Source organism: Algoriphagus zhangzhouensis (genome assembly GCF_900148515.1).
Taxonomy (GTDB): domain Bacteria; phylum Bacteroidota; class Bacteroidia; order Cytophagales; family Cyclobacteriaceae; genus Algoriphagus; species Algoriphagus zhangzhouensis.
Genome location: NZ_FRXN01000003.1, coordinates 848023 through 873760 on the forward strand (window position 1 = coordinate 848023; position 25738 = coordinate 873760).

Genomic DNA, 25738 nt, shown 5'->3' on the forward strand with positions numbered 1-25738 from the left:
GAAAATTCTGTGAGTTTGGATTTCTCTCACCTCTTACCACAAAGGTAAGGTTTTCAAGAAATTAATTTTCCTTTGACCACAATATCATGAGTCATATAGGGAAATTCGGTCTGACCTGCTATTTTCAAATCAGTTTTCAATTCTCCAAAGCATGAGGCAACCCTTACTTTCACTCCCAAAACTTTTCTTTTTTGTTAGCTTTTTGATTTTTACACAAAGCCTTGCCCAAGCCCAAGGAAGTTATATCCCTTTTGATCGGGATTACTATCATCGCTTTGAACGCTATGAGATTCTTCAGGGAAAGAACAATCCCTTTTTCCAAACGGCCTACAAACCTCAAAGGAGAGATCTTCTTGCCAAGTATTTGGATTCCTTGGTAAATGACCCTGTGATTTCTACCGCATCCGACAGGTTCAATTTGGCATATTTGGCACAAGACAATTGGGATTTTGTAACTCAAGAAACCCCAGACTCGAATAAACCTTTCCTCAAAAAGCTTTATCGAAAACCTGGAGACTTTGCTCATTATTATAGTGAGGATTTTGACATTCATTTGAGTCCTGTGATTTATTTGGCGGGAGGAACGGAAACAGATAATGATCAAAACCCTGCTCAGCTTTCCAGAGGAATTGTTGTGAGAGGAGCCATTGATAAAAAGGTGAGTTTCTTCACCTATATGACCACCACTGAATTATACTTTCCTTCATGGGTAAAAAATTATGCAGAATATAATGGTGCTGTTCCTGGAGAAGGTTTTTGGAAAGAATACAATACCGATGGCTACAATTATTTCTCAGCCAGAGGTCATGTGAATTTCAACTTGACCAAAAGTATTCAAGCTCAAGTGGGACATGACCGAAACTTTATAGGAGAAGGATATCGCTCCTTTTTGCTTTCGGATTTTTCCAATCCTTACATGTTTGTCAAACTGAACACCAAAGTCTGGAAGTTTCAATTGACTAATCTCTGGACTCAGATGACAGCCGACGTCTTTTATGACAGAGGTAGACCAACTGATGGAAGGTATCCCCAGAAATATTTCTCCATGCACCGCTTGGGATTCAACATTGGCAAAAACATCAACCTTGGTTTCTTTGAATCAGTGATGACTGACAAGGTCAATTTCAACTATTTCAATCCAATCGTATTTTTCCGCTGGGTAGAGCAGCAATTAGGAACCCCTGACAAAGTCATGTTAGGGTTTGACGGAAAGTGGAATTTCTATCCTGGAATGCAATTCTATGGACAATTTGCTTTGGATGAGTTTGTGTTTAATGAATTTTTTGGAATAGACGGCAAAGGCTCAAAAAGAAATAAGTTTGGAGCACAGGCAGGATACAAATACATCAATGCATTCGGACTTTCAAATTTGGATCTCCAGCTTGAGTTCAATGCCGCAAGACCTTATACTTTCCAGGAAAAATTTGATGATCAATCCTACAGCAACTGGAGAACTCCACTCACCCATCCAAGAGGTGCAAACTTCAGAGAGTTCATTAGTATCATCCGTTATCAGCCAATTCCAAAGCTGAACCTGAGCCTATTGGGAATGTATCAATTGTACGGCACCGATCCAGATACCGAAACCAATTACGGAGGAGATGTTTTGAAAAACAGATTGGAAGGAAGTCCGACAGGACTATTTGGAAATTACATCGGTCAGGGAATCGAAAACAAGGTTATTCAGACCAATTTGGTGGCTAGCTATATGCTCAAGCATAATTTCTTCATCGATGCAAATCACACTTTTAGAAGGAGAACTGCACAAGATCTGGATTCCCCAGAAAGCAAGCAATTTATCCAATTGGGTATCAGATGGAACTTTATTAGACCTGATTACAATTTCTAGGCATAGCGCAATTTTGCGTAAATGCCCACTGGAATTCCGATATTTGCAACATGAAGACCTATTTGCGGATCCTTTCTTATGCCAAACCATTTGGCAGATTCGTCCCAACATACATTATCTACACCCTCTTTTCCATCATTTTTGGCTTGGTAAATTTCACTTTACTCAAGCCTCTTTTTGATGTGATTTTTGAGCAGGTGGATCCACAAAGCCTTGAAAAATACAGGGCTCTTCCTGAGTTTTCTTTTAGTATTGAATACTTCACAGGCCTTTTCAACCACTATTTTCTACAAGTAACAGATGATTACGGCAAAGTCGGCACTCTGATTTTCGTTTGTATCATCATTGTGATTTCTGTTTTCCTTTCTAATCTTTTCACCTACCTGTCTGGAGTGGTTTTAGCAAAAGTGAGAGCAGTAGTCATCAAAAAAATGAGAGCAGACATCTTCGGGAAAGTCACTCGTTTTCACATCGGCTATTTTTCCAATGAAAGAAAAGGAGACCTGATGTCCAAAATGACCAATGACGTTCAGGAAGTAGAAAATACCATCGTTCAGTCCTTGAGAGTAGTTTTCAGAGAGCCTGCGACTATAATTCTGTATTTCGCAGTTCTTTTCTTTATGTCGGTTAAGCTGACGCTTTTCACCATTTTGATCATCCCTATCTCCGGAGCGATCATTGGAGGAATTACTCGAAGACTAAAAAAGAAAGCCATTCAAAGCCAGGAATCTTTAGGTCGAATCGTGAATATCCTTGATGAGACTTTGGGAGGCATGCGAGTGATTAAAGCCTTCAATGCCGAGAAATTCATGTTCGGGAAATTTGATCAGGAGACAGATCACTATGCGGCAGTCAATGTCAATATGGCGCGAAAAAATGAGCTAGCTTCCCCTATTTCCCAGTTTTTAGGAGTCAGCGTCGTAGCAGGAATATTGGTTTATGGCGGTAGTTTGGTTTTGAGCGGAAACTCCAACTTAAGCGCTTCGGATTTCATTACTTATATCATCATTTTCACTCAGGTCTTGAATCCTGCCAAGGAAATCTCAAGAGCTGTCAGTAGCATCCAGCGTGGAATTGCGTCTGCGGAGCGAGTTTTCGAAGTGGTAGATACTCCAACTCAAGTCAAAAGCCCAGAAAATCCGATTGTACCAAAAGCATTTGAAAACTCCATCGAATTCAAAAATGTGAGTTTTGCTTACCAGGACAAAAAGGTTTTAAAAGACATCAACTTCTCTTTAGGTAGAGGAAAGACTGTTGCTTTGGTCGGACCTTCTGGAGGAGGAAAATCGACATTGGCTGATCTGGTACCAAGATTCTACGATCCGACCGAAGGAGAAATTCTTTTGGATGGAAATGATCTGAGATCTTTTGAAGTTGGAAGCCTGAGAAAACTAATGGGGATTGTGACACAGGAATCTATTCTTTTCAATGATACAGTTTTCAATAACATCGCATTTGGTTTAGAAAATATAACGGAAGAGCAAGTCATTGAGGCGGCTAAAATCGCCAATGCTCATGAGTTCATTTCCAAAATGGATAATGGCTACCAAAGTAGCATTGGGGAAAGAGGTTCTCTCCTTTCCGGTGGACAAAGACAGCGATTGAGTATTGCAAGAGCGGTATTGAAAAACCCTCCGATTTTGATTTTGGATGAAGCAACTTCTGCTTTGGACTCCGAGTCTGAATTATTGGTTCAAGAAGCTTTGACTAAGCTAATGGCCAACCGAACTACCTTGGTGATTGCTCATAGACTGAGTACCATCCAGCATGCAGATGAAATCCTGGTCATTGAGCAAGGGAAAATCGTTCAAAGAGGTACTCACAAGGAATTAATCTTAACGGAAGGACTATATCAAAAGCTTTCCAGTATCCAGTCGGTTTAGTATCTTTAAAAAAATAAGAGATTAGAATAATGAAAAAGTTTCATCAAATCATGCAGATAGTTCTACTGGTATATTTTGTAGCCTATCTGATATTTTTCATCACTTTTGACACCTTGGGAAGTCTTTTTGGAATGGCAGAAGTTTCTTCTCAATCCATGGTGACTATTTTCTTGATCGGGCTGGGAATATTCTTGGTCGCTTGGTTGACTGGAAAGGGAGCGATCTCATCGCTTAACTCAAAAATCACCAAAATGGACAATGAGATGAATAGACTCAAAGCAAAAATTTATGACTTTGAGCATCCTCATACACCGGAGCCTGCAAAACCAAGTACTCCAAAACCTGCTCCTACAAAAGCACCGGAAAGTGATAGCGGAAACATTCCACCACGTCAAAATTATACTGATTAATCAGTATAAGACTTGAAAACATTATTGAAAGGAAGCCGGCGGCTTCCTTTCTTCGTTTTTAACCGCCTCATTCTAAACCCATTCCCCACCTATAAAAATCAAATCGTGAAATAATAAGGATTGGTTTAACTTCAGTTTTCATTCCTATTCTATTGCACATACCAATCATGATTACAGTCAAGAATTCAAACAGACTTCTTATAATTCTTCTTTTTTTAGGCCTCTTTTCTTGTGAAAAAGCTCCCAAAACTACGATTGAAAAAGCACCAAATATCATCTTAATCCTTGCAGACGATTTAGGATATTCCGATTTGGGAGCTTTTGGAGGCGAAATTGATACTCCGAATCTCAACTGGCTGGCAAGTCAAGGAATCAAATTCACCCAGTTCTTTAATACATCCAGATGCTGTCCAACCAGAGCCTCTCTTTTGACAGGATTATATAACCATCAAGCAGGAATCGGTCAAATGACCACAGATACAGGCCTCGATGCTTACCGAGGGCACATCACCACCTCCGCTGTTACATTGGCTGAAGTATTGAAAAACTCGGGATATCACACTGGAATGGTGGGAAAATGGCATGTTTCCAATACGGTTGTTCAAGAAACACCAGAAGCCCAATTGGCTTGGCTCAATCATCAAGAAGAACACCCTCTGTTTTCACCGATTGAGCAATACCCAACCAATCGAGGATTTGAAAAATACTTTGGAAATATCTGGGGTGTGGTGGATTTCTTCGATCCTTTCAGTTTAGTCAATGGCACCGAACCAGTTACAGAAGTTCCCAAAAACTATTATCATACTGATGCCATCAATGATACAGCTTCGGTTTATATCCGAGATTTTGTCAAAGATGACAAGCCCTTTTTCCTTTATGTCGCTCACACTGCTCCTCACTGGCCACTCCACGCCCTACCCGAGGATATCGAAAAATATAAAGACACATATAAAGTTGGTTGGGATTCTATCCGAAATCAGCGCTATAATCGACTAGTAGAACTAGGCATGATTGATCCAAATGTTGCTCCACTATCAGAAAGATGGGATAGCGAAGTGACATGGGAAGAAAATAAAGATAAAGATTGGGATGCTCATGCTATGGCTGTTCATGCAGCCATGGTAGACCGAATGGATCAAGGAATAGGCAGAATCATCGAAACTCTCCGAGAATTGGACGAGCTAGACAATACCCTTATAGTTTTCTTGAGTGACAACGGAGCAAGTTCTGAGAATGCCATGAGATATGGGCCTGGCTTTGACCGACCTAGCCAAACGAGATCTGGAGAAACGATTCATTATCCTGTACAAAAAGATGTGCTTCCGGGTCCTCAGACTACTTTCACATCCATTGGGATTAGATGGGCCAATGTGGCAAACACCCCTTTTCAATATTGGAAAATGGAATCATTCGAAGGTGGAATCCATACTCCGATGATTGCTTTCTGGCCTGACAAAATGAAAGAATCTGCAGGTACCATCTCTAATCAAGTTGGGCATGTGATGGATTTCATGGCAACTTTTGCAGACGTTGCAAAAGCGGAATATCCACAAAGCTGGAATGGAATTCCTATTACTCCTTTGGCAGGAAAAAGCCTTCTTCCCATCTTTGAGGGAAAGAAACGAGAAGGACACCCTATCCTCTTCAATGAACATGAAGGAGGCCGGTATGTCAGAACTTCTGAATGGAAACTGGTTGCATTGGATGCCAAGCAACCTTGGCAATTATTTCGAATTAATGAAGATCAAACAGAAACTGAGGATTTAGCTAATAAATACCCAGAAGTCGTTCTTGAATTGGATAGTCTTTGGCAAAATTGGGCAATCAAAAACAAAGTTCTTCCAAATCCATAACGACCCAAAACTTAAAAATAAGTTGAAATTAAAGATTTAATCTTACTAAAAACCTATATTAAGGAAACCAAAACGGTTTCCTTTTTTATACCATGGTAGCAAAAACTTTTGGAAGCGCCGTCTCAGGCGTAGACGCAAATTTGATTACAATTGAAGTGAATGTTGGGCAAGGCACTAGCTTTTATATGGTGGGTCTTCCTGATTCTGCTGTCAAAGAATCACAGCAAAGAGTTGAGTCCGCACTCAAATATTTTGGATACAGAATGCCTAGGCAAAAGGTTGTCATCAATCTAGCTCCTGCAGATATTCGAAAAGAGGGATCGGCTTACGACCTACCAATTGCCATGGGAATTTTACAAGCTTCAGAACAAGTGGAATTCCCAGAATTGGATCGCTATGTAATCATGGGCGAATTATCATTGGATGGAAATCTTCGTCCGATCAAAGGAGTGCTTCCCATTGCAATAGAAGCCAGAAAACAGGGATTTAAAGGCTTCATTCTCCCTCTTGAAAATGCCAAAGAAGCTTCAATTGTCAACAACCTGGATATTATTCCAGTTGAAAACCTGAATCAAGCGGCAAATTTCCTAATGGGAGAATTGGAAATCGAGCCATTGGTAACTGATACAAGAGAGATTTTCTACCATTCCTTGGATGATATCGAGTTTGATTTTGCGGATGTCCAAGGACAAGAAAATATCAAAAGGGCCATGGAAATCGCTGCTGCCGGAGGTCACAATGTAATCATGGTAGGTCCTCCTGGAGCTGGAAAAACGATGTTGGCAAAAAGACTCCCTTCCATTTTACCACCTCTTTCTCTTCAAGAAGCTCTGGAAGCTACAAAGATTCATTCCGTGGCAGGAAAACTAGGAAAAAACGCCTCCTTGCTGGCAAGCCGGCCATTCAGAAGCCCTCACCATACGATATCTGATGTCGCATTGGTTGGAGGCGGCGGCAACCCTCAGCCTGGAGAAATCTCTTTAGCCCATAATGGTGTTCTATTTTTGGATGAACTCCCAGAATTCAAGCGTACTGTACTAGAAGTGATGCGACAACCCTTGGAAGAAAGAAAAGTGACCATTTCCAGAGCAAAAGTTTCTGTGGATTATCCAGCCAACTTCATGTTGATCGCGAGTATGAATCCATGCCCGTGCGGCTACTACAATCATCCTGAAAAGGAATGCGTTTGTGGCCCAGGAATCGTTCAGAGATATCTCAATAAGGTGAGCGGGCCACTATTGGATCGTATTGATCTCCATGTGGAAGTGACACCTGTGAAATTTGACGAGATGACCTCCACTCGAAAAACGGAATCTAGCAAAGCCATTCGGGATCGAGTCATTTTAGGGAGAGAAAAACAAAAGGATCGCTTCAAAGACAATCCCGAAGTCTATTGCAATGCAATGATGCCTTCTCATATGGTCAAAGAAATCTGCCAAATCAATGATGGTGGTAAAATACTACTGAAAACAGCCATGGAAAGATTGGGCCTTTCGGCACGAGCCTATGACAGGATTTTGAAAGTGGCCAGGACCATAGCTGATATAGCAGGCTCAGATGAAATCAAAGTCGAGCATCTGGCAGAAGCCATTCAATACCGAAGTCTGGATCGTGAAGGCTGGGCTGGTTGAGAAGGTTTGAGATTTAAACATTCACCTCTCATATCAGTTAACTTGCTGTTATCAAATTCTTTGAAGAAATTAAGCAAAGCATAACCTTTACACCCTATGAAAAACTTTCTTACTCTTTTATTTATTGCTTTTTCCATTTCAGTGCATGCACAGGACATGATAAAAACAGATGATGGAGAAGTGAAAATCACTCCCATTCTGCACGGAACTGTCGCATTGGACTATAAAGACTTGACAATTTTTGTGGATCCATATGGTGGAGCAGAAGTATTTAGCGGACAAAACATTCCAGATTTAGTCCTGATTACTGATATCCATGGTGATCATCACAATCAAGAAACTTTGGACGGATTGGATCTTTCTCAGACTGTCATTGTCGCTCCAAAAGAAGTGGCTGATAAACTTCCCGCAGCTAAGTATAAAAGCATCATTATCCTAGGTAATGGAGATGTGGAGAATATTTTAGGTACTCGAATTGAGGCAATCCCGATGTATAATTTACCTGAAACAGATGACAGCCGTCATCCAAAAGGCCGCGGAAATGGATACATAGTAGAATTGGGAGGTAAAAGCTTTTACTTTTCTGGAGACACTGAAGACATTCCGGAAATGAGAGCCTTGGAAGGAATTGATGTAGCTTTTGTCTGCATGAATCTACCTTATACGATGGATGTGGATCAAGCAGCCTCTGCGGTATCTGAATTCAAACCAACCATTGTTTATCCTTATCACTACAGAGGAACAGAAGGTTTGAGTGATGTTGAAAAATTCAAGACTTTAGTTAATGCAAGTGCTCCGGGAGTTGAGGTAAGATTGAAGAATTGGTATCCGAACTAAAACTCGTAGACCAAGCCTTCTTTGCACATTTCGATTTCAAAATCGAAGCTCTTTCCCTCAAGATTCCTTCTTAGAATCTCATCGAGCTGCTCATCAGTATTTGTTGGTTCATGGTGAAAAATCGAAAGCTTTTTCACCTGACTTAGCTTTGCAAATTGAAGTGTATCACGGACAGCACTATGCCCCCAGCCTACTTTCTTTTCGTATTCAGCGAAGGAATAGGCACCATCATGAAATAAAACGTCCGCATTTTTTGCGATTTCAAAACCGGAAGTCCAATCTGGATTATTCGGGAAATCAGTAGACCCCAATCGCAGTTCATGATCAGGCATATAAGCTATAACATGATCTCCATGCTGAATTCTATAACCCAAAGTCGGCCCGGGATGACAGATATAATCGGTTTTGATTTTAAAGTCACCTATTTCAAATTCACTTTCATCCAACTTATGAATCACCGGATGATTAGGTAAATCTCCCAGGCGAACAGGGAAAAGTGGCGCGGAAAAATACTTTCGAATTCGGCTCAACAATGAATCATTACTGGCTGAAGGGCCCCATAGATGAACTTCCACATCGGGATGATACAATGGCTTGAAAAAGCCTAATCCCATCGTGTGATCAATATGCAAATGAGTCAGAAGTATATGGATGACCTTCACTTCTGGCCCCATAAATCTTCCCAATCTCTGTATTCCAGAACCTGCGTCCAAAATCAAAAAAGTCTCACCATCACTTACCTCAATGCAGGAGGTATTTCCACCGTAAACTATATTTTCAGGCCCTGGTGAAGGTAAAGAGCCTCTACATCCCCAGATTTTTGCGATCATATTATTTCACTTTTCCAAAACATAGCCATAGCTCCTAAGTATCTATCCGGTCTTCCAATAATAGGAAAAGCACTTACTGAAATAGGGACCCTCTCACCATTAAGATTATTGATAAACATAGATCCATTCGCTGGAACCTGAGTCGTTAAAGTTTTCACTAAAGGCAAATCCTCAGGTCTTAAAGGGTTTCCTTTTGCATCCATTGGAGTAAAAATAGTCGCCCATTCTTCTACTTTCATCCCTCCTGTTTCTCCAAACCTCAAACCGAAAATTTCTTCAGCAGGCTCATTGTAAAAAAGCAAATTACCTTGAGTATCCACTAAAAAAGCAGGAATACTCAAGGTATCCATAAACTGTCTGCCTAAGATCAATTCTAGGGGCTGTGCTGGCATAATTCAGGGTCTTAAATGAAAAAGCTAAAGAAATTTACAAAATATCTATCAATAATTACGTTTCTCCCTGAGAATCATAACAATCCTTCTACTCGCAGCAATAAATTTCAGATTTTTTTGATCAATAAACTTTGCTGATTTTGTAATGTTGGCCATTGAAATCAAACTCATCTCCTGACTTTTTGCCTTTCATTTGTAGAAAAATTGGGGCTTGGGTTGAAAGACCAAAAATTGAAGAGCCATTGACTTCTACCTCCTCAGTAGACACTGCCACAAAGAATACTCTCTTATCTGTCACAACTACAGCTCCTGTATCTACTACCTCATGAACCCTTTCCCAATCAATACTTTCCAACTTTGCCAATTCCGACTTCAAAAATTCCAATTCTGATTCATACCTCGCCAACACTTCTTGTCTTTCAGTAGTCCCTCCTCCGTCTTGACTAGGAATTACATCATGATCATAAATCTCAGACTTCAAGTCTTGAATTTCTTTTTCAAAATCCTGAATCTGCATTTCTTGTTTGATCAAACAGCCTTTTATGATTGCTTTCTTATCTATCATTTCCATGGTTTTATGGGTTTTATGTCATCAATTCTAATTTAAAAATCTCCAACTAAATATGACAAAGGTCAGCTTGCGGTTTGATTAAAAACTCGATTCCTTATGTAGCATTAGTCACCCAATAGCTTTAAAAAATTGGCTAATTTCGATTATGATGAAAAAACTGACCCTTTTCTTTCTACTAATTGGAGGCATGTATGCCTGTGGACCCAAATCAAACTCTGATCAAAGTAATGCGACTACTGAAACACCAGCTGGAAAAGTAACTTCTCTTTCTGCGTCAGATTTTAAGGATAAGACTGACCAAAATAAAGGAATCATTTTAGATGTTCGTACCCCTCAGGAAGTCAGCCAAGGTAAGATTGAAGGAGCCGAAGCACTGGATTTTTATCGTTCTGATTTTTTGGATAAAGCTTTGGAGCTACCGAAAGACGAAGAGATCTACATCTACTGCAGCGCAGGAGTGAGAAGTGCGCAAGCAGCAGAAATGCTAGTTCAAAACGGTTACACTAAGGTTTATCAACTCGAAGGAGGATTGGGGCCATGGGTGAATCAAGGATATCCACTTTCTAAAGATTAAAGTATCGCAAAAGCCTGATCCAAATCTTCCAATAAGTCATCCGTATGCTCTAACCCAACGGAAACACGGATTAAGTTCGGTGGAGTTAAAGTATCTGGACCTTCCACCGCAGCTCTTCTTTCGATAATGCTCTCAACTCCTCCCAAACTGGTAGCATTCGCAAATAATTTCAGATTTTGAATCAAAAGGTCAGCTTCAGCAGCTCCGCCTTTAACCTCAAAAGAAACCACACCACCAAAACCTGTCATTTGACCTGCGGCAATCTCATGTCCTGGATGCGATTTCAAACCAGGGTAGTGAACTTTATCTACCTTGGGATGAACAGAAAGATATTCTGCTAAAATCATCGCATGTTCTCCATGCCCTTTCATCCGATAGGCCAAGGTTCTCATACTTCGAGTCAACCAATAACAGTCCATAGCAGAAGGTACCGCCCCTCCTACTTTTTGCACCAATCTGACTCTTCCCCAAAAATCATTTTTCTCTTTGGTCACTAATGCTCCTCCCAAAATATCACTATGCCCACCAAAATATTTGGTACTACTATGCATCACGATATCTGCTCCAAGCAATAGAGGGTTTTGAAAAACTGGCGTAGCAAAAGTATTATCGCAAGCTAGAATTGCTTCGGCCTCTTTGGCGATCTCGGCTACTTTTCGAATATCCGTAACTTTCAAAAGAGGATTACTTGGCGTTTCCACCCAAATCAATTGGGTATTTGGCTGTACTGCAGCTTTTACAGCATCCAAATCACTCATATCTACAAAAGTCACCTCATGCACACCTTTGAAAAGCATCGTCATGGAATTATGCAAACCATGGTACATATCATTTGGAGCGATGATGTGTGAACCTGCCTCCAAAGCTTGAAAAACGGCAGTTCCAGCTGCATTCCCCGAAGAAAAAGCTGCAGCATCTTCTCCTCTTTCCAAAACTGCAATCAATTCTTCCAAAGATGATCTATTGGGATTGGCTGCTCGGGTATATAGTGCCCCGGTTTCATTCCCGTGAATAAAAGTCGTACTCAGAGTAATCGGCTGAACAACCGGCTGATTTTTATCTGTGACCTGATTTCCTTTATGAATTGCTAGCGTTTCGAATTTCATAGCTCCAAGATTTTTGGGAAATTAAGAAAGTAAAAGCAATTGGGGAAGGAGAAAGATCACTTAAACTTTTTTAAAAAATTCGCATGTTCATTCCAACCTTTTTAGCTTGAGTCTGCTCTTTAGATCAGAAAGACAATTACATGAACCAAATCCAACTAGACAGTGAATTGATAGAGCAGGTTATCGCTCAGGATCGAAAAGCTCAATTTCAGCTTTTCGAATTGACTAAGCGGATGGTTTATTCTCTGGCTTTTCGAATGTTGGATGATGAAGACATGGCGCATGATGTTCTGCAGGATACCTATGTGCAGGTTTTTCAACAAATCCGAAACTTGAAGCACCCGGAAGCTTTGACATCTTGGATGCGTACGATTGCGGCACGCAATGCCATTCGTAAAGGAAAAAAGCAGTTCCAATTTGAAAGACTGGATCAAGTAGAGGAAACTGGGGAGGATCAATTTGAAGCCTGGTTTGACGGAGAACTATTGGATCAGGCAATCAGAAGCCTTCCTCCCGGCGCTAGGGCCATTTTCATGCTGGTTGCCGTTGAAGGTTATCCACATCAAGAAGCTGCCAAGCTTTTGGGAGTGAGTGAAAGCACTTCAAAATCCCAGCTGAGTTATGCTAAGAAATTATTAAAAACAAGAATCAAAACCCTGCTTCAGGCATGAAAAATCTTCCTCAACATACTCCAAAAAGCACTAGCTGGGATAAGATTTTGCAACAGCAGGATTTCGACACTCAATTAGAAAAAGTAAGTCTTGACCTTCCTCATTTCGAACCGAGTAGCAAGGCCTGGGAGGGAATAGTCTCTGAATTGGACTCTGAGAAAAGAATCATTCCGATTTGGCAAAAACTGGCGGCGGCAATGGTTTTGGTATTCATGATTGCATTATTATGGGTCTTGTTAGAAAAAGACCAAGATCCTACTTTCGAAACAGATCTTTTGACGCAGATTCAAGATATCTCTATCCCTATACCAGTTGAGAAACCAATTCTTGAGGGAAAAGAGAGCTTTGTAGAAATGGGTAAACCGTCCACTACTGCCACGGAAACTAAACCTTTTGAATCAAAACAGGAATTGGCAGAGGTAAGTATTCCCAACATTTCCTTACCTACTATGGAAATTCCTCAGGTAAGTTTGGATCCATCTTATAATCCAAATCAATTCACAGCTTCTTCAAAAAACAAAAGCCTGCATGAGGTAGACATTTCTTGGGGTAAAGGCCGCTCAAAAATGAGAGTAAAAACTGCTTTTGGAAAAAGCCAAGAAGAGTTACAACCGGACCGAAAGTCTCATACTGCCACCTCCAAAACCATTCAAATCAAATTTAAAAACTAATCCATCACACCTTAAACACTATTAAAATGAAAAGATATTTTCTTCTCACAGGGATTGCTATGCTCTTTTCGATCTCTCTTTTTGCACAGGAGGTAGAAAACCAATTAAGCAAATTCAATCAAAATATGATCAATGAAAAATCGCCTATTACAGACACATTGGTATTTAATCTTCCCAATGAAGGAACATTTCTCCTTTACTTCAACAATCAGGAACACAGCGTTGAATCACTTCAAGAAGAATTTCAGCCTATTTTAGAGAATGCTACTAAATTCCCGGATTTTGAAACGAAAGGCTATCGAATTGCTGAAAGTTTTTCATCCACCAGTTTAGAGGCTGTAAAATATGAAGTCGAGAATAAATACGTTCAGCACTTAGATAGCCTGGAATTCACGTTCCCTGTTGGCTTGGATTATACCGGAGGGGATTTCACTCCGGTAGCTGGCTTCCGAACTCATTTAAATCTCCGAAACTTTAGTTTTGGAGGATCGATCACCAACCATATTTATTTCCCTCCACGGATCGAAGAAAACATCAAAGTAAACAGCAGCTGGTTTGTCAATGCCGAATTTTCCTGGGAAAAATACTCAAGGGAAAACAAGAAAAACACAGTTGGAATTGGGCTGCTCATGAATGATACTAAGAGTGACTTATTTTCTGGAACAACAGTGAGAGCTTTCTACAAGCATCAACTCAATAAAAATATTGCTATTGAAGTGGGAGTCGTAGGCACTGAAAACTTAAAGACTTTCTACCCAACAATCGGGGTGAGATTCTGGTAAAAAAAAGCCCTCAAGCGATCTAATTCGCTTGAGGGCCTACTTATTTTTTTAGCTTTTTTTTATCTGATCCTATCTACAGATCTCACCAAAGCTTCATCTTTCTTAATAAATCTATTGGCCAGCATATTACAAACCATAGCTGCCAAAATCGTCCAAAAACCTAATTGGTAGCTTCCTGATTCGGTAGATTCAATCGCTGTATTGACACCATTGGTAGTCAAGAAAACGGAAACAACGGCACCAACCATGATCAGACTGTTCACCATATTTAGCATCATTTGCTTCGCTCTATTTCTATATTGAAAGATTGAGATCAAGGCTAAAAGACCTGCAAATGAGGCCAAAGCTGCTATATACCACTTGGAAGAAGACTGAATCATTTCACCAGAGGCATCCAAATTACTCATCATAAATGCCGACAACTCCCAAGAATCCCCTTCAGGGGTTGGTCCTTGTACCCAAAGTGTGGTTCCGATGGTTACTCCCATACAGATCACTACTAATAGGAGAAATATTGTTTGTACTCGCTGAATCATTTTACCTTAAATTTTGTGCAAAGAAACGCCCATTTGGCGGCTTTCACAAGGAAAGACAAAAACTCTCGATGGGAATCAATAGGGAATTGTATCTTTGCGCGGTATGAGCGGATTTCAGCGATATTTTATGGAGTTGAGCTATGAGGGAAGTGCTTTTCACGGATGGCAAATCCAAAATAACTCCCACACAGTTCAAGAATCCATAGAAACAGCCCTTTCTACTTATTTCAAATCACCCATTTCTATCATGGGAAGTGGACGGACCGACACCGGTGTTCACGCTTCCATGCAGGTTTGTCATTTTGATTACTCGGAAAATTTCGATCGGGAGAAGTTGCTACGTGGATTGAACGGGATTTTACCCAAACAGATTGCCATTCACTCCATCAGAAAAGTCATACCTGATGCCCATGCTCGATTTGATGCAGAGGAAAGATCCTATGTTTATCGGATGCTTTTCAGAAAAAATCCTTTCATCGATCATTTGGCCTGGACAAGTTATGTCAGACCTGATATTGATTTGATGAACCAAGCGGCTTCTGCTTTGTTAAAACATGAGGATTTTGAAAGTTTCAGCAAAGTGAAAACCGAAGTCAATAATTTTCGCTGTCAAATAAAAAAGGCTGTTTGGGAACAAAATGGAGAAGAATTGCTATTCCATATAACCGCCAACCGTTTTTTACGTGGAATGGTACGGGCGATTGTCGGTACTTTGGTGGAAATCGGAATGGGTAGAAGGCAAGTGGAGGAAATGGACGCAATCATTGAATCAAGAGATCGAAAAAAAGCTGGAAAATCAGCACCTGCCCAAGGCTTGTTTCTATCGAAAATCGTTTATCCGGAAAAAATTTATCTAGATTAGTAGACTTTGAGTTTAGCAAAAGAAAAAGAATCATCAGGCGAAATCGTCGACACCAAGGTTCTGAAACAATTGTATCGCTATGTCCAGCCTTACAAGTTTCAGTTCTACTTTTTGGTTTTTCTGACTATTTCTTTAGCCATTTTAGCCCCTACTCGACCTTATTTTATACAGGTCGCCATAGATGATTATATATCTGTGGGAGATAGTCAAGGGCTTTTGAAAATGGTCTATATCCTCGTAGGATTGATGATCTTGCAGGCTGTGGTTCAGTGGGCACACACCTTTTACTCTGGTTGGATTGGGCAAGTGATTATCCGAGATCTACGCGTCAAACTTTTCGACCATCTATTAAAACTGAAATTAAAATTCTTCGACAATACTCCCATCGGACGATTGGTTACCAGAAACGTTTCGGACATCGAAACCCTGGCAGATGTATTTAGCGAAGGGCTGGCAGCAATCATTGGCGATTTGCTTCAACTAGTGACCATTCTTGGTGTCATGTTTTACATTGATTGGAAATTGACATTGGTCAGCTTGTGTACCTTGCCGCTGATGATCATTTCTACTTACATCTTCAAGGAAAAAATCAAAGTCACCTTTAATGATGTAAGAAATGCAGTTTCCAACTTGAACGCATTCCTTCAAGAACACATCACGGGGATGAATATCGTCCAGATTTTCAACCGTGAAGATCGAGAGTTTGAGAAATTCAAAGAGATTAATCGAGAACATAGAACTGCTCATATTAAATCTGTTCTTTATTACTCCATCTATTTCCCTGTAGCTGAAATCATTCAAGCTATCGGAATCGGATTGGTAGTTTGGTATGGAGCAGTCGGTGTCTTGGGCATGGACATTCAAGTAGGTGTATTGATCTCATTCATAATGTATCTGCAACTTTTCTTCCGTCCGATCCGAATGATAGCAGATAGATTCAACACACTTCAAATGGGTGTGGTGAGTTCCTCTCGTATTTTTAAATTATTGGATAGCACAGAACACATTGCCAATGAAGGTGATTTCAAGCCTGAAAAAGTCAAAGGACATATCGAGGTAAAAGACCTTTGGTTTGCTTATGTCGATGAAGATTATGTTCTCAAAAACATCAATTTCGAGGTTAAACCAGGACAAACAGTTGCCCTAGTAGGAGCCACCGGAGCCGGAAAATCTTCCACAATCAACCTTCTTTCTAGATTCTACGAAATCAACAAAGGCTCTATTTCTATTGACGGCACAGACATCAGGGATTTCGAGCTAAGTACACTTAGAAAACACATCGGCGTTGTACTTCAAGATGTATTTCTTTTCTCCAATTCAATCTATTACAACATCACCCTTGGAAACCCTAATATTACTAGGGAGCAAGTACTAGAAGCTGCTGAGATGGTAGGAGCCAAAAAGTTTATCGAAAGACTTCCTGGCGGTCTGGATTATAATGTAATGGAACGAGGAGCAACTCTTTCGGTCGGCCAAAGACAATTGATTTCATTTGTTCGAGCAATGGTTTACAATCCTGAGATTATCATCTTGGATGAGGCTACCTCTTCAGTTGATACCGAAACGGAGGAATTGATCCAAGAATCCATCGAGAAAATGATGAAGGGAAGAACTTCCATAGTCATCGCCCACCGACTTTCAACCATTCAAAAGGCGGATCAAATCATTGTCCTTCATAAAGGAGAAATCGTGGAAACAGGAACCCATGAAACTCTTTTGGAAATGGGAGGATATTACACCCAATTGCATCAAATGCAACTCAAGACTATGGCAATCTAGCCTAGATTTTGCTTGAACAAATTAAAAAACAATTTATCGTGAAATACAGATTACTAGTACTTCTATTAGCATTCCCATTGTTTTCAATGGCTCAAGAAAGAGGAGTTGGAGTTCGAATTGGCGAGCCATTTTCCATTACTTACAAAGATTTCTTCGACGATTACTTTTCCTATGAATTAATGGTAGGAACCGGAAGTCCGAATGGAGGAACTTATTACCAAAGGGATTTTGACAACAACCCTCCTAGTTCCAATTCATTTTATGTAAACCATAACACTCAAAAGGGAATCTCTCTTCATGGACGAGTTGCTCTCCATGAGGACTTTACAGACATGTTCGACATTACCGAAGGGTATTTGCTTGGATATGTTGGCGCAGGTGTCCAATTAAGAACAACAAATGTGACCTATACCTATACTGAAGGCCAAGTTGGAGGTTCTGTTCCTTTGACTGAGAAGCGAAACAATATTGATTTTGGACCAGAGGTATTTGGAGGTGGAGAATACTATTTTGATGAGATACCGATTTCGGTATTCGCAGAGATTGGTTTCTTTCTGGAATTGTTGGATCGTGTAGGCCACATCAAAGGTCAAGGAGGGATTGGAGTTAGATATTTATTCTAAATCATGAAAAACAAATTAGGGATTGCTTTGCTGGCCTTTGTGGTGATCATCACTGGAAGCTATATCCTTTTCAATAAACTGGGAGGAGATAATCCAGTACAAATTTCTTTGGTCGAGAAAAACCCCGAACCATTGACAGGTATCTACTACATCGGAACACCTCAAGATGAAAAATTAAAAGAGGCTTTCGAAGAAATTGAGACTCAGAAAAGTCTCCATCCCGGTACATTCCTCCATACCATTTACGAAGTGGAACCAGCAGGAAAATTGGACACAATGAAAGTCTTTATTGGCCTGAATCAAGCTCTTTCAGGTGAAGAATTCGAATCTAGAATTTTTCAGGAAAAGCAATATTTGGTAGCAAAAATCCAATCCAATAAATGGGTCATGCCTGGACCGGAAATCGTAAAAGAGCAACTAATGAACTTTGCCGATTCTGCGAAATTAACTTTAACAGGGATCTTCATTGATAAGATAATTACTGACAATGAGGTACATGTCATCGCTCCGGTAAAGGATTAAAATCCAATTTAGATTTTTTAACCAACCCTTAAAGTATTTTTAACGTGTAAGAAAATACTCATTCACCAAATATTATTTTATGAAAAGATTTACCACAATATTCAGCCTGATTGCCGTGATGGCTTTTCAGGCATGTGAAGGGCCAGTAGGTCCTCAAGGACCAGCAGGTCAAGATGGTGTAGATGGAATCACAATAGTTGGCGAAGCCTTTGAGGTAGAAGTTGACTTTACCGAAACCAATGACTACACCGAAATCTTTGAATTTGACCCGGAAATTTATGATAGCGATGTCGTTTTGATTTATATCCAATGGGAACAAGATAACGGAACTCCAATTTGGCGACCATTACCGCAGACAATCTTTTTCCAGGAAGGAGTCCTAATGTACAATTATGACTTTACTCAATATGACTTCTCTGTATTCTTGGATGGTCCATTAGACTACTCTCTACTAGGAGATGAGTGGACTCAAGATCAGTTATTCAGAGTGGTCATTGTACCTGCTGATTTCTCTACTACCAATAGAATTGATTATTCAGATTATGATGCGGTGACAAAAATGCTTGGAATCGAAGAGGACGACTTTGTGAGACTTTCTCCAAAATCGAAACAATAAGATATACTAAACCAACTTCTACTACGACAGGATTGAGGCTTTGCAGCGGTCCTGTTTTTTTATGTCTAAATTTTTCGAGGCCAAATATTATTTGCTTCCTATCTTTGCACCATGCAAATCCAAAACGATCTGCTGCTCAGAGCAGCAAAAGGCGAGAAAGTTGAGAGAACTCCTGTTTGGTTAATGCGTCAAGCTGGACGCATCCTACCTGAATATAGAGCAGTAAGGGAATCTGTTTCCGGATTTATTGAATTAGCGCAAACTCCTGAGCTAGCTTCTGAAGTGACCATTCAGCCAGTTGACCTTTTAGGAGTGGATGCTGCTATCATCTTCTCGGATATTCTGGTTATTCCAGAAGCGATGGGATTACCCTATGAAATGGTAGAAAAAAGAGGCCCATGGTTCCCTAATACTGTAAGCTCTGAATCCGATTTGAAGAAATTGAGAATCGCTGACGGAGCCAATGACCTGAGCTATGTGATCAAGGCTATTGAGATCACAAAAAAAGAATTGGCAGGAAGAGTACCTTTGATCGGATTTGCAGGTGCACCTTGGACCATTTTTGCATACATGGTAGAGGGAAGTGGAAGCAAAACCTTCTCCAAAGCGAGGGCAATGTTGTATACTGAGCCGAAGCTTTCTCACCAGCTTTTGCAGATGATCACCGATAGTACGATCAACTATCTAAAAGCTCAAATTGCTGCAGGTGCCGATCTGATTCAGCTATTTGACAGTTGGGCTGGAATTTTGGGACCTGATCAATACGAAGAATTCTCCTTGAACTACATTTCGCAAATATGTGATGCTATCAATGAAGTCCCTAAAACTGTTTTTGCAAAGGGAGCATTTTTCGCCAGAGAGGCAATGGGTCAATTGAATTGTGAAACAATCGGTTTGGATTGGAATATGGGAATTGCAGAATCCAGAAAAATGATTGGAGAGGACAAGACCCTACAAGGCAATTTGGATCCGGCAGCTTTGTATGGCACTCCGGAACAAGTAGCAGCTGCGACCAACAGGATGATGGATCAATTCAAAGGAGGAAGGCATATTGCTAACTTGGGCCATGGTGTATATCCTGACATCGATCCAGAAAAGGTTAAAGTCTTTATCGAAACCGTAAAAAATTATAAATAATAAAAGGAGCCTAGCGCTCCTTTTTTAATGTACTGTGACCGTATCCCCAACTTTTACCTTGCCTGAGTTTAAGGCTACGACATTTTGTCCAAAGAGAATTTTATGTCCTTGCTGACGATATGTGGCTAAAGTTTTTAAGGGCTCTTTTCCTTTTTCACCAGTCTCTTGATTGATTGTGATCATTACACATCGAGCACAAAGCTTGATCCCTTGAAATTCTACTTCCCCAACTGTCATTTTCACAAATTGATCTTCCTGAAAAGGTGTCATTCCAGAAAAAACCAGATTTGGGCGAAAACGATTCATCGAAATTGGCTCATCCAATCTAGAATTTAAATCATCCAAAGAAGCCTGACTTATCAATAAATACGGCATCCCATCAGCAAAACTGACAGATTCAGAATTCACGGCATATTTCGAATCAACTTTTCGCTTTGTGGACTCGGGCATTTTCACCAATCTCACTGGAAAACCTAAGTAATCCGAAAACCAATTATCCGCTTCGCTTGATACGGATCGGGCTTCCATTTCATCATCCCACACGGTTACCGATAATTTATCTGAACCTACTTCCTCTAAAGAAATTTCTATTTGGTTTTGGGAATTCTTGCTATCAAAAACTTGCAAGGAATTTTCACCCAATTCAACCTTTAGAAAGACCAAACTTGGATGCTTCCTCTGGGATAAAAACTGCCCATTTTCGTCCACAAGCATCCATCTTCTGTCATATTTGAAGCCCTTTTCCTCCACAATCCAAGAATCCAAACGAATGCCTCCCAAGGATTTGATGGGGTAAATAAATATATCCTGTAATGTAATTTTCTGACTCATTGGATTCTTTTTTATTTTTAAAAAGACGAGTCAAAATACTGACTTAAGCGATCAAATACGTCAGACTTGGAATAAAAGCTTTGAAAACAGACCAAAAAGAAGGAATAATTTCAAATTGCTGATCTCCTAAAATCAGGATTTCACCGACAAGAAATACTACCAGCCACCGGAGTTTCTCCTTTTTGTTCCCATGAAAAAATATCCCTTTCATACTTATTAGATGACAATAAAGCCTGAAAGGTTGCAATGCCCTTGAAATATTAACAAACCTGTCAGGAATGCAGCCCAATTTCGAGGCTATTGTGTCAAAAAAAGAAAAGATTAAGAAATCAGAAAGCCTCATTCTGACAATGTGACACAAAAAACCTCAAAAATAGAGATGGCATAAGCCTTGAAGAATGGGAGTAGTATCAATTAAGCAACTAATTTAAAATTTATAATCATGGGAAAAATTATAGGCATTGACTTAGGAACCACCAACTCCTGCGTAGCCGTAATGGAGGGGAATGAGCCTGTGGTCATCCAAAATAGTGAAGGTAGAAGAACTACTCCTTCTATCGTTGCATTTCTGGACAATGGAAACGGAGAGCGCAAAGTAGGTGATCCTGCAAAACGTCAGGCAATCACCAATCCTGCCAATACTATTTCTTCTGTTAAAAGATTTATGGGTAAGAAATTCTCTGAAGTTTCTGCAGAGAAAAAACATGCTTCCTATAAAGTAGAACAAGGACCAAATGACACCGTAGCAATCAAAATCGGTGATAGATCTTATACACCTCAAGAGATTTCTGCAATGATTCTTCAGAAAATGAAGAGTACTGCTGAGGATTTCTTGGGACAAGAAGTAACTGAAGCAGTAATTACAGTTCCTGCTTACTTCAACGATGCTGAGCGTCAAGCTACCAAAGAGGCAGGTCAAATCGCTGGTTTGGAAGTGAAGCGTATCATCAACGAGCCTACCGCTGCTGCTTTGGCTTACGGTATGGACAAGAAAAACCAAGACATGAAAATCGCTGTGTATGACCTTGGTGGTGGTACATTCGATATCTCTGTCCTAGAACTAGGTGATGGTGTGTTTGAGGTAAAATCTACCAATGGTGATGTACACCTAGGTGGAGACGACTTTGACCAAGTGATCATCAACTGGCTTGCTGAAGAATTCCAAGCTGAAGAGCAAATTGACTTGAGACAAGATCCAATGGCTCTTCAAAGATTGAAAGAAGCTGCTGAGAAAGCGAAAATCGAATTGTCTAGCTCTTCTTCTACTGAAATCAACTTGCCATACATCACTGCTACTCAAACCGGTCCTAAGCACTTGGTAAGAAACTTGAGCAGATCTAAGTTTGAGCAACTTTCTGAGGAATTGGTAAAAAGATCCATGGAGCCATGTAAGAAAGCTTTGGCGGATGCAGGAATGAATCCTTCTGAAATCGACGAAGTAATCTTGGTTGGTGGTTCTACCAGAATCCCTAAAATCCAGGAAGAAGTTGAGAAATTCTTCGGAAAGAAACCTTCTAAAGGTGTAAACCCTGATGAGGTAGTAGCAATCGGTGCTGCGATCCAAGGTGGTGTATTGACAGGTGAAGTGAAAGACGTTCTTTTGCTAGACGTAACTCCACTTTCCTTGGGTATCGAAACAATGGGTGGTGTATTCACCAAATTGATCGAGTCCAACACAACCATTCCTACCAAGAAATCTGAAGTATTCTCTACCGCTGCTGACAATCAGCCTGCTGTTGATATCCATGTTCTTCAAGGTGAAAGATCCATGGCTAAAGACAACAAGACCATCGGTAGATTCCAGCTTTCTGACATTCCACCTGCACAGAGAGGTGTACCTCAAATCGAAGTTACATTTGACATCGATGCCAATGGTATCCTAAATGTATCTGCAAAGGACAAAGGAACTGGTAAAGAGCAGAAAATCAAGATTGAAGCTTCTTCCGGACTTTCTCAAGAAGAAATCGACAGAATGAAGAAAGAAGCTGAAGCAAATGCTGCTTCAGATAAAGCTGAAAAAGAAAAAATTGAGAAGCTAAACCAAGCTGACAGCCTAGTATTCCAAACTGAAAAGCAGTTGAAAGAATATGGGGATAAGCTATCTGATGGCAACAAAACTGCTATCACCGGAGCTCTTGAGACTTTGAAAGCTGCACATCAAGCTCAGGACATCGCAGGCGTTGAAGCTGGCATGGAAGGCTTGAACAAGGCATGGGAAGCTGCTTCTCAAGAAATCTACAATGCGACTCAAGGAGCAGGTGCTCAGCCAGGAGCTGAAGCTGGTCCAGACGCAGGAGCTGATGCTTCAGGAGACGGAGTCTCTGATGTAGATTACGAAGAAGTCAACGAAGACAAAAAATAAGTAATATTCATATTTCAAAACGGCATCTGATCTAATTCGGGTGCTGTTTTTATTCCAAAGCCAAGAATCTAGATACACCATCAAGAGTCTTGGCTTTTGTTTCTTGAACCAATTTTCAACAAACATGCAACTAACCTCAGATAATAAGTTGAAGAATCTAATCGTAGTGGGAGACCGTGTGCTGATTAGATTAAAAAAGCCAAACGAACGTACTTCTACGGGTCTTTACCTTCCCCCGGGAGTACAGGAAAAAGAAAAGGTTCAGCAAGGTTATATTATTAAAATAGGTCCTGGTTACCCTATTCCTGTTGCTAGTGAAGATCATGAGCCTTGGATGGATCAGGAGGAAAAAATAAAATACATCCCTCTTCAGGCAAAAGAAGGAGACCTAGCAATATTTTTACTTTCAGGAGCCCATGAAGTGATCTATGAAGGAGAAAAGCTATACATCGTCTCTCAAAGCTCAATATTGATGCTTGAAAGAGAACAAGAACTATAAAAAAAGCCCCGAAAATTCGGGGCTTTTTGCTTACGATATAGAATAGGGCTTAATGCCACCAGAACTTCCTCTTTTTTAAAGTTTTTGGAACAACATAAGAAGCATTAGAATTCACGCTCAAACTACTCTCTTCCCAAACCTTACGGTTTTTAGCTTTCAGACCTTTTGGATTATTAATCTCTCTACGAGTCTGAATTCTTAGCTTTGAAGATTCAGAATTCCATGATTTGAATTGCTTTGCTTCAGCACCTGAAACTGTCTCTGGATTGCTTTGAAACATAACTGGAAGTGATTTTTTATTACTGTTCCAGACTTTTGCATTTTTTGCTTTAGGTCCCTTTGGAAGGTCCTGCGCTTCAGTAATTCCCAGCACTAAAAATGCTGAAATTGCTAGAAGTGACTTTTTCATATCTCTAAACTTGGGTTATACAAAGATATACAGATACGAGGGCAAAAGGTTTTAAAAATCAGCTCTTATTGAAAGTTTTTTGACATTTGGTAAAATATTAATTTTTCAAATATTAATTCACCTTAATTATATTCCGTTTAAAAAAATCGTCATTTTTAAAAAAACAGTCCAAAAGCTCTAAAAATCAGTTCAATTTGAAATTAAAATTTTGAAAAAGTACAGGTAAATAAAAAAACCGAGGTGAAAATCACCCCGGCTTTCCTACAACAATAGACCCTGTTTATTTTCTTTAGAAGGCAAAAACCGCCGCCAATAAAAATGATGAAAGGTTTTTGGTTGCTGCCAAATCTTTGTTCATAAAGAAGTCATTTCCCATTGTGTCAACTCTAATTTCAGGAATTAATGTCAAATTGTTTCCAATTTTCGCATTTCCTGAAAAAGTTAACGCGAACACATTTCCGTCTCCGGCGTCATCCAGACCTACAACTCCGTCCAAACCGCCATTGAAGACATTAAAATACTCACCTCTCAAACCTAATGCAAATGTTTCTGAAGTAGCTGCCTGCAAATAACCTGCAAATCCATAGAAACCATATCCGTCACCGTCAACATCCTGCACATCAGAACCACTATACATTTCACCAGAAGATGTAGTGTTATAAGTTGTATTCACTCCCAAATAAAGAGCATCAGTCAAGTTAAATCCGGTAGTTAAATCTACTTGGAATGTATTTCCTCCAGACATTTGTCCGGCAGTCAAAGTACCATCATCTGTAAGCTTACCGTCCTGATCGCCATACACAAAGTTCAAATATGTACTTCCAGCATCTGTAGAGTATCCCAATTGTGCGCCTAGTGTGTAGGTTCCGTTCAAGTTAAATTCCGTCATATCTGTAGGGTTCATCACAGCAGCCATGAAAGAGAATTTATCAGAAAGTGCGATATCAGCCTTCAAGCCAGTATGAGAGAATGGCCCATAAGAGAACATATAAGATGTGGAATAATTGAAGTTACCAGTCGGAGAAATCACCTCATACCCTAAAAACGTATTGAAGTTACCCATTGTGAAAGTCACTTTATCACTTGCATTCCAGTATACATACAACTGGTTGACGATTTGGGAACTTCCTGCCATTCCACCAGCATATAGAGGGGACCCAAAAACAGCATCTTCACCTCTAGGGCCAAATACCAAGTCAACAACTGCCCCTACTTTTTCGCCTTCATAAGTAGCAATAATATTAGCCATTCCTAAAGAGAACCCAGGGAGGTTAGCAAAAGAAGTGGCAGGAGCCATGGTATTCTCACCTTTATTTGGCCCATTAAAATTTGTTCTGAAATAAGCATCAACAGATCCTGAAAGTGTTAATGCGGATGTTTTTTCCTCTTCTTCCTGTGCAAATCCTTTATTGATAAATACAACAGATAGACATATGATTAGTAGATATATTTTCTTCATCTTATTTTTGAGTGTTGGTTTTGTAAATTTTTGCCAATAGAAT

27 protein-coding genes are annotated in these 25738 nt (G+C 40.1%); 18 read left to right on the plus strand and 9 right to left on the minus strand.

Annotation, left to right across the window (positions count from 1 at the left end):
- Positions 1-151: 151 nt before the first annotated feature.
- The 6 genes from BUF13_RS13900 to BUF13_RS13925 all read left to right on the plus strand — a co-directional run bounded on the left by BUF13_RS13900 (position 152) and on the right by BUF13_RS13925 (position 8463).
- Positions 152-1849: a hypothetical protein gene (locus BUF13_RS13900; protein WP_073572392.1), complete on the plus strand. Its 1698-nt coding sequence runs from the start codon at positions 152-154 to the stop codon at positions 1847-1849.
- A gap of 50 nt (positions 1850-1899) precedes the next feature.
- Positions 1900-3732 (plus strand): ABC transporter ATP-binding protein, encoded by a 1833-nt coding sequence (locus BUF13_RS13905; RefSeq protein WP_073572393.1) that lies wholly within the window; start codon positions 1900-1902, stop codon positions 3730-3732.
- Between the two features lie 50 nt (positions 3733-3782).
- Positions 3783-4142 carry a hypothetical protein gene (locus BUF13_RS13910; RefSeq protein WP_134204474.1) on the plus strand — a complete coding sequence of 120 codons (360 nt, stop codon included), beginning with the start codon at positions 3783-3785 and terminating at the stop codon, positions 4140-4142.
- Positions 4143-4309: 167 nt separating this feature from the next.
- Complete coding sequence (locus BUF13_RS13915; protein ID WP_073572395.1) at positions 4310-5995, plus strand: arylsulfatase; 1686 nt, start codon at positions 4310-4312, stop codon at positions 5993-5995.
- Positions 5996-6087: 92 nt separating this feature from the next.
- Positions 6088-7626, plus strand: coding sequence for a YifB family Mg chelatase-like AAA ATPase (locus BUF13_RS13920; RefSeq protein WP_073572396.1), 1539 nt, complete (start codon positions 6088-6090; stop codon positions 7624-7626).
- A gap of 96 nt (positions 7627-7722) precedes the next feature.
- Complete coding sequence (locus tag BUF13_RS13925) at positions 7723-8463, plus strand: MBL fold metallo-hydrolase (protein ID WP_073572397.1); 741 nt, start codon at positions 7723-7725, stop codon at positions 8461-8463.
- On the opposite strand, the gene BUF13_RS13930 is transcribed toward BUF13_RS13925, so the two are convergent.
- From BUF13_RS13930 to BUF13_RS13940, 3 genes are all read right to left on the minus strand, one after another.
- Positions 8460-9293, minus strand: coding sequence for an MBL fold metallo-hydrolase (locus BUF13_RS13930; RefSeq protein WP_073572398.1), 834 nt, complete (start codon positions 9291-9293; stop codon positions 8460-8462). The two genes, BUF13_RS13925 and BUF13_RS13930, sit on opposite strands and share 4 nt — an antisense overlap.
- Positions 9290-9685: a PAS domain-containing protein gene (locus BUF13_RS13935; RefSeq protein ID WP_073572399.1), complete on the minus strand. Its 396-nt coding sequence runs from the start codon at positions 9683-9685 to the stop codon at positions 9290-9292. Before BUF13_RS13935 ends, BUF13_RS13930 begins: the two co-directional genes overlap by 4 nt.
- 121 nt (positions 9686-9806) lie before the next feature.
- A complete protein-coding gene (locus BUF13_RS13940; RefSeq protein ID WP_073572400.1) occupies positions 9807-10256 on the minus strand; it encodes a hypothetical protein in 450 nt (149 codons plus the stop codon).
- A gap of 148 nt (positions 10257-10404) precedes the next feature.
- Between BUF13_RS13940 and BUF13_RS13945 the strand changes: the two genes are divergently transcribed.
- Entirely contained in the window at positions 10405-10830 is a 426-nt protein-coding gene (locus BUF13_RS13945; protein ID WP_166669834.1) for a rhodanese-like domain-containing protein, read from the plus strand.
- Here the strand turns inward: BUF13_RS13945 and BUF13_RS13950 are convergent.
- Positions 10827-11936 carry a trans-sulfuration enzyme family protein gene (locus BUF13_RS13950; RefSeq protein WP_073572401.1) on the minus strand — a complete coding sequence of 370 codons (1110 nt, stop codon included), beginning with the start codon at positions 11934-11936 and terminating at the stop codon, positions 10827-10829. The two genes, BUF13_RS13945 and BUF13_RS13950, sit on opposite strands and share 4 nt — an antisense overlap.
- Before the next feature lie 140 nt (positions 11937-12076).
- Here BUF13_RS13950 and BUF13_RS13955 point away from each other — a divergent pair, with 140 nt between their 5' ends.
- From BUF13_RS13955 to BUF13_RS13965, 3 genes are read left to right on the plus strand one after another with little or no spacing between them, the layout of a single operon-like run.
- A complete protein-coding gene (locus BUF13_RS13955) occupies positions 12077-12607 on the plus strand; it encodes an RNA polymerase sigma factor (protein WP_073572402.1) in 531 nt (176 codons plus the stop codon).
- Positions 12604-13278: a hypothetical protein gene (locus BUF13_RS13960; RefSeq protein WP_073572403.1), complete on the plus strand. Its 675-nt coding sequence runs from the start codon at positions 12604-12606 to the stop codon at positions 13276-13278. The genes BUF13_RS13955 and BUF13_RS13960 overlap by 4 nt, the downstream gene beginning before the upstream one ends.
- 26 nt (positions 13279-13304) lie before the next feature.
- The gene (locus BUF13_RS13965) at positions 13305-14060 is read left to right on the plus strand and encodes a mitochondrial porin family protein (RefSeq protein WP_073572404.1); all 756 of its coding nucleotides are present in this window, start codon (positions 13305-13307) and stop codon (positions 14058-14060) included.
- Between the two features lie 59 nt (positions 14061-14119).
- Here the strand turns inward: BUF13_RS13965 and BUF13_RS13970 are convergent, their stop codons facing one another.
- Positions 14120-14596 (minus strand): DUF4293 domain-containing protein, encoded by a 477-nt coding sequence (locus tag BUF13_RS13970; RefSeq protein WP_073572405.1) that lies wholly within the window; start codon positions 14594-14596, stop codon positions 14120-14122.
- Between the two features lie 103 nt (positions 14597-14699).
- Here BUF13_RS13970 and truA point away from each other — a divergent pair, with 103 nt between their 5' ends.
- From truA to hemE, 6 genes are all read left to right on the plus strand, one after another.
- Entirely contained in the window at positions 14700-15458 is a 759-nt protein-coding gene (gene truA, locus BUF13_RS13975) for a tRNA pseudouridine(38-40) synthase TruA (RefSeq protein ID WP_073572406.1), read from the plus strand.
- Positions 15459-15464: 6 nt separating this feature from the next.
- Positions 15465-17237 (plus strand): ABC transporter ATP-binding protein, encoded by a 1773-nt coding sequence (locus BUF13_RS13980; protein ID WP_073572407.1) that lies wholly within the window; start codon positions 15465-15467, stop codon positions 17235-17237.
- A gap of 38 nt (positions 17238-17275) precedes the next feature.
- Positions 17276-17860, plus strand: coding sequence for a hypothetical protein (locus tag BUF13_RS13985; RefSeq protein ID WP_170865148.1), 585 nt, complete (start codon positions 17276-17278; stop codon positions 17858-17860).
- A 3-nt stretch (positions 17861-17863) separates the two neighbouring features.
- Positions 17864-18382, plus strand: a complete 519-nt coding sequence (locus BUF13_RS13990) for a hypothetical protein (RefSeq protein ID WP_073572408.1) — start codon at positions 17864-17866, stop codon at positions 18380-18382.
- 79 nt (positions 18383-18461) lie between these two features.
- Positions 18462-18998 carry a hypothetical protein gene (locus BUF13_RS13995; protein ID WP_073572409.1) on the plus strand — a complete coding sequence of 179 codons (537 nt, stop codon included), beginning with the start codon at positions 18462-18464 and terminating at the stop codon, positions 18996-18998.
- Between the two features lie 111 nt (positions 18999-19109).
- The gene (hemE, locus tag BUF13_RS14000) at positions 19110-20135 is read left to right on the plus strand and encodes a uroporphyrinogen decarboxylase (protein WP_073572410.1); all 1026 of its coding nucleotides are present in this window, start codon (positions 19110-19112) and stop codon (positions 20133-20135) included.
- Between the two features lie 24 nt (positions 20136-20159).
- Here hemE and BUF13_RS14005 read toward each other — a convergent pair whose 3' ends face one another.
- Together BUF13_RS14005 and BUF13_RS20655 are read right to left on the minus strand one after the other, a co-directional pair.
- A complete protein-coding gene (locus BUF13_RS14005; RefSeq protein WP_243839746.1) occupies positions 20160-20966 on the minus strand; it encodes an MOSC domain-containing protein in 807 nt (268 codons plus the stop codon).
- Between the two features lie 43 nt (positions 20967-21009).
- Complete coding sequence (locus BUF13_RS20655; RefSeq protein ID WP_166669835.1) at positions 21010-21177, minus strand: hypothetical protein; 168 nt, start codon at positions 21175-21177, stop codon at positions 21010-21012.
- Between the two features lie 231 nt (positions 21178-21408).
- Here BUF13_RS20655 and dnaK point away from each other — a divergent pair, with 231 nt between their 5' ends.
- Together dnaK and BUF13_RS14015 are read left to right on the plus strand one after the other, a co-directional pair.
- A complete protein-coding gene (gene dnaK / locus BUF13_RS14010; protein WP_073572411.1) occupies positions 21409-23328 on the plus strand; it encodes a molecular chaperone DnaK in 1920 nt (639 codons plus the stop codon).
- 124 nt (positions 23329-23452) lie between these two features.
- Positions 23453-23827 carry a co-chaperone GroES gene (locus tag BUF13_RS14015; protein WP_073572412.1) on the plus strand — a complete coding sequence of 125 codons (375 nt, stop codon included), beginning with the start codon at positions 23453-23455 and terminating at the stop codon, positions 23825-23827.
- A gap of 49 nt (positions 23828-23876) precedes the next feature.
- Here BUF13_RS14015 and BUF13_RS14020 read toward each other — a convergent pair whose 3' ends face one another.
- Both BUF13_RS14020 and BUF13_RS14025 read right to left on the minus strand, forming a co-directional pair.
- Positions 23877-24236, minus strand: a complete 360-nt coding sequence (locus BUF13_RS14020) for a hypothetical protein (protein WP_073572413.1) — start codon at positions 24234-24236, stop codon at positions 23877-23879.
- A gap of 289 nt (positions 24237-24525) precedes the next feature.
- Entirely contained in the window at positions 24526-25695 is a 1170-nt protein-coding gene (locus tag BUF13_RS14025) for a porin (protein ID WP_073572414.1), read from the minus strand.
- Positions 25696-25738 lie beyond the last annotated feature (43 nt).

Excerpts from the sequence above, each read along its gene's own strand:
- hemE (WP_073572410.1), top strand. The coding sequence starts at position 19,110 with ATGCAAATCCAAAACGATCTGCTGCTCAGAGCAGCAAAAGGCGAGAAA.
- BUF13_RS13925 (WP_073572397.1), top strand. The coding sequence starts at position 7,723 with ATGAAAAACTTTCTTACTCTTTTATTTATTGCTTTTTCCATTTCAGTG.
- BUF13_RS13900 (WP_073572392.1), top strand. The coding sequence starts at position 152 with ATGAGGCAACCCTTACTTTCACTCCCAAAACTTTTCTTTTTTGTTAGC.
- truA (WP_073572406.1), top strand. The coding sequence starts at position 14,700 with ATGAGCGGATTTCAGCGATATTTTATGGAGTTGAGCTATGAGGGAAGT.
- BUF13_RS13990 (WP_073572408.1), top strand. The coding sequence starts at position 17,864 with ATGAAAAACAAATTAGGGATTGCTTTGCTGGCCTTTGTGGTGATCATC.
- BUF13_RS13950 (WP_073572401.1), bottom strand. The coding sequence starts at position 11,936 with ATGAAATTCGAAACGCTAGCAATTCATAAAGGAAATCAGGTCACAGAT.
- BUF13_RS13935 (WP_073572399.1), bottom strand. The coding sequence starts at position 9,685 with ATGCCAGCACAGCCCCTAGAATTGATCTTAGGCAGACAGTTTATGGAT.
- BUF13_RS14020 (WP_073572413.1), bottom strand. The coding sequence starts at position 24,236 with ATGAAAAAGTCACTTCTAGCAATTTCAGCATTTTTAGTGCTGGGAATT.
- BUF13_RS13910 (WP_134204474.1), top strand. The coding sequence starts at position 3,783 with ATGCAGATAGTTCTACTGGTATATTTTGTAGCCTATCTGATATTTTTC.
- BUF13_RS13955 (WP_073572402.1), top strand. The coding sequence starts at position 12,077 with ATGAACCAAATCCAACTAGACAGTGAATTGATAGAGCAGGTTATCGCT.
- BUF13_RS14025 (WP_073572414.1), bottom strand. The coding sequence starts at position 25,695 with ATGAAGAAAATATATCTACTAATCATATGTCTATCTGTTGTATTTATC.
- dnaK (WP_073572411.1), top strand. The coding sequence starts at position 21,409 with ATGGGAAAAATTATAGGCATTGACTTAGGAACCACCAACTCCTGCGTA.
- BUF13_RS13995 (WP_073572409.1), top strand. The coding sequence starts at position 18,462 with ATGAAAAGATTTACCACAATATTCAGCCTGATTGCCGTGATGGCTTTT.
- BUF13_RS20655 (WP_166669835.1), bottom strand. The coding sequence starts at position 21,177 with ATGAAAGGGATATTTTTTCATGGGAACAAAAAGGAGAAACTCCGGTGG.
- BUF13_RS13965 (WP_073572404.1), top strand. The coding sequence starts at position 13,305 with ATGAAAAGATATTTTCTTCTCACAGGGATTGCTATGCTCTTTTCGATC.
- BUF13_RS13930 (WP_073572398.1), bottom strand. The coding sequence starts at position 9,293 with ATGATCGCAAAAATCTGGGGATGTAGAGGCTCTTTACCTTCACCAGGG.
- BUF13_RS13920 (WP_073572396.1), top strand. The coding sequence starts at position 6,088 with ATGGTAGCAAAAACTTTTGGAAGCGCCGTCTCAGGCGTAGACGCAAAT.
- BUF13_RS13940 (WP_073572400.1), bottom strand. The coding sequence starts at position 10,256 with ATGGAAATGATAGATAAGAAAGCAATCATAAAAGGCTGTTTGATCAAA.
- BUF13_RS13945 (WP_166669834.1), top strand. The coding sequence starts at position 10,405 with ATGAAAAAACTGACCCTTTTCTTTCTACTAATTGGAGGCATGTATGCC.
- BUF13_RS14005 (WP_243839746.1), bottom strand. The coding sequence starts at position 20,966 with ATGAGTCAGAAAATTACATTACAGGATATATTTATTTACCCCATCAAA.
- BUF13_RS14015 (WP_073572412.1), top strand. The coding sequence starts at position 23,453 with ATGCAACTAACCTCAGATAATAAGTTGAAGAATCTAATCGTAGTGGGA.
- BUF13_RS13970 (WP_073572405.1), bottom strand. The coding sequence starts at position 14,596 with ATGATTCAGCGAGTACAAACAATATTTCTCCTATTAGTAGTGATCTGT.
- BUF13_RS13960 (WP_073572403.1), top strand. The coding sequence starts at position 12,604 with ATGAAAAATCTTCCTCAACATACTCCAAAAAGCACTAGCTGGGATAAG.
- BUF13_RS13915 (WP_073572395.1), top strand. The coding sequence starts at position 4,310 with ATGATTACAGTCAAGAATTCAAACAGACTTCTTATAATTCTTCTTTTT.
- BUF13_RS13905 (WP_073572393.1), top strand. The coding sequence starts at position 1,900 with ATGAAGACCTATTTGCGGATCCTTTCTTATGCCAAACCATTTGGCAGA.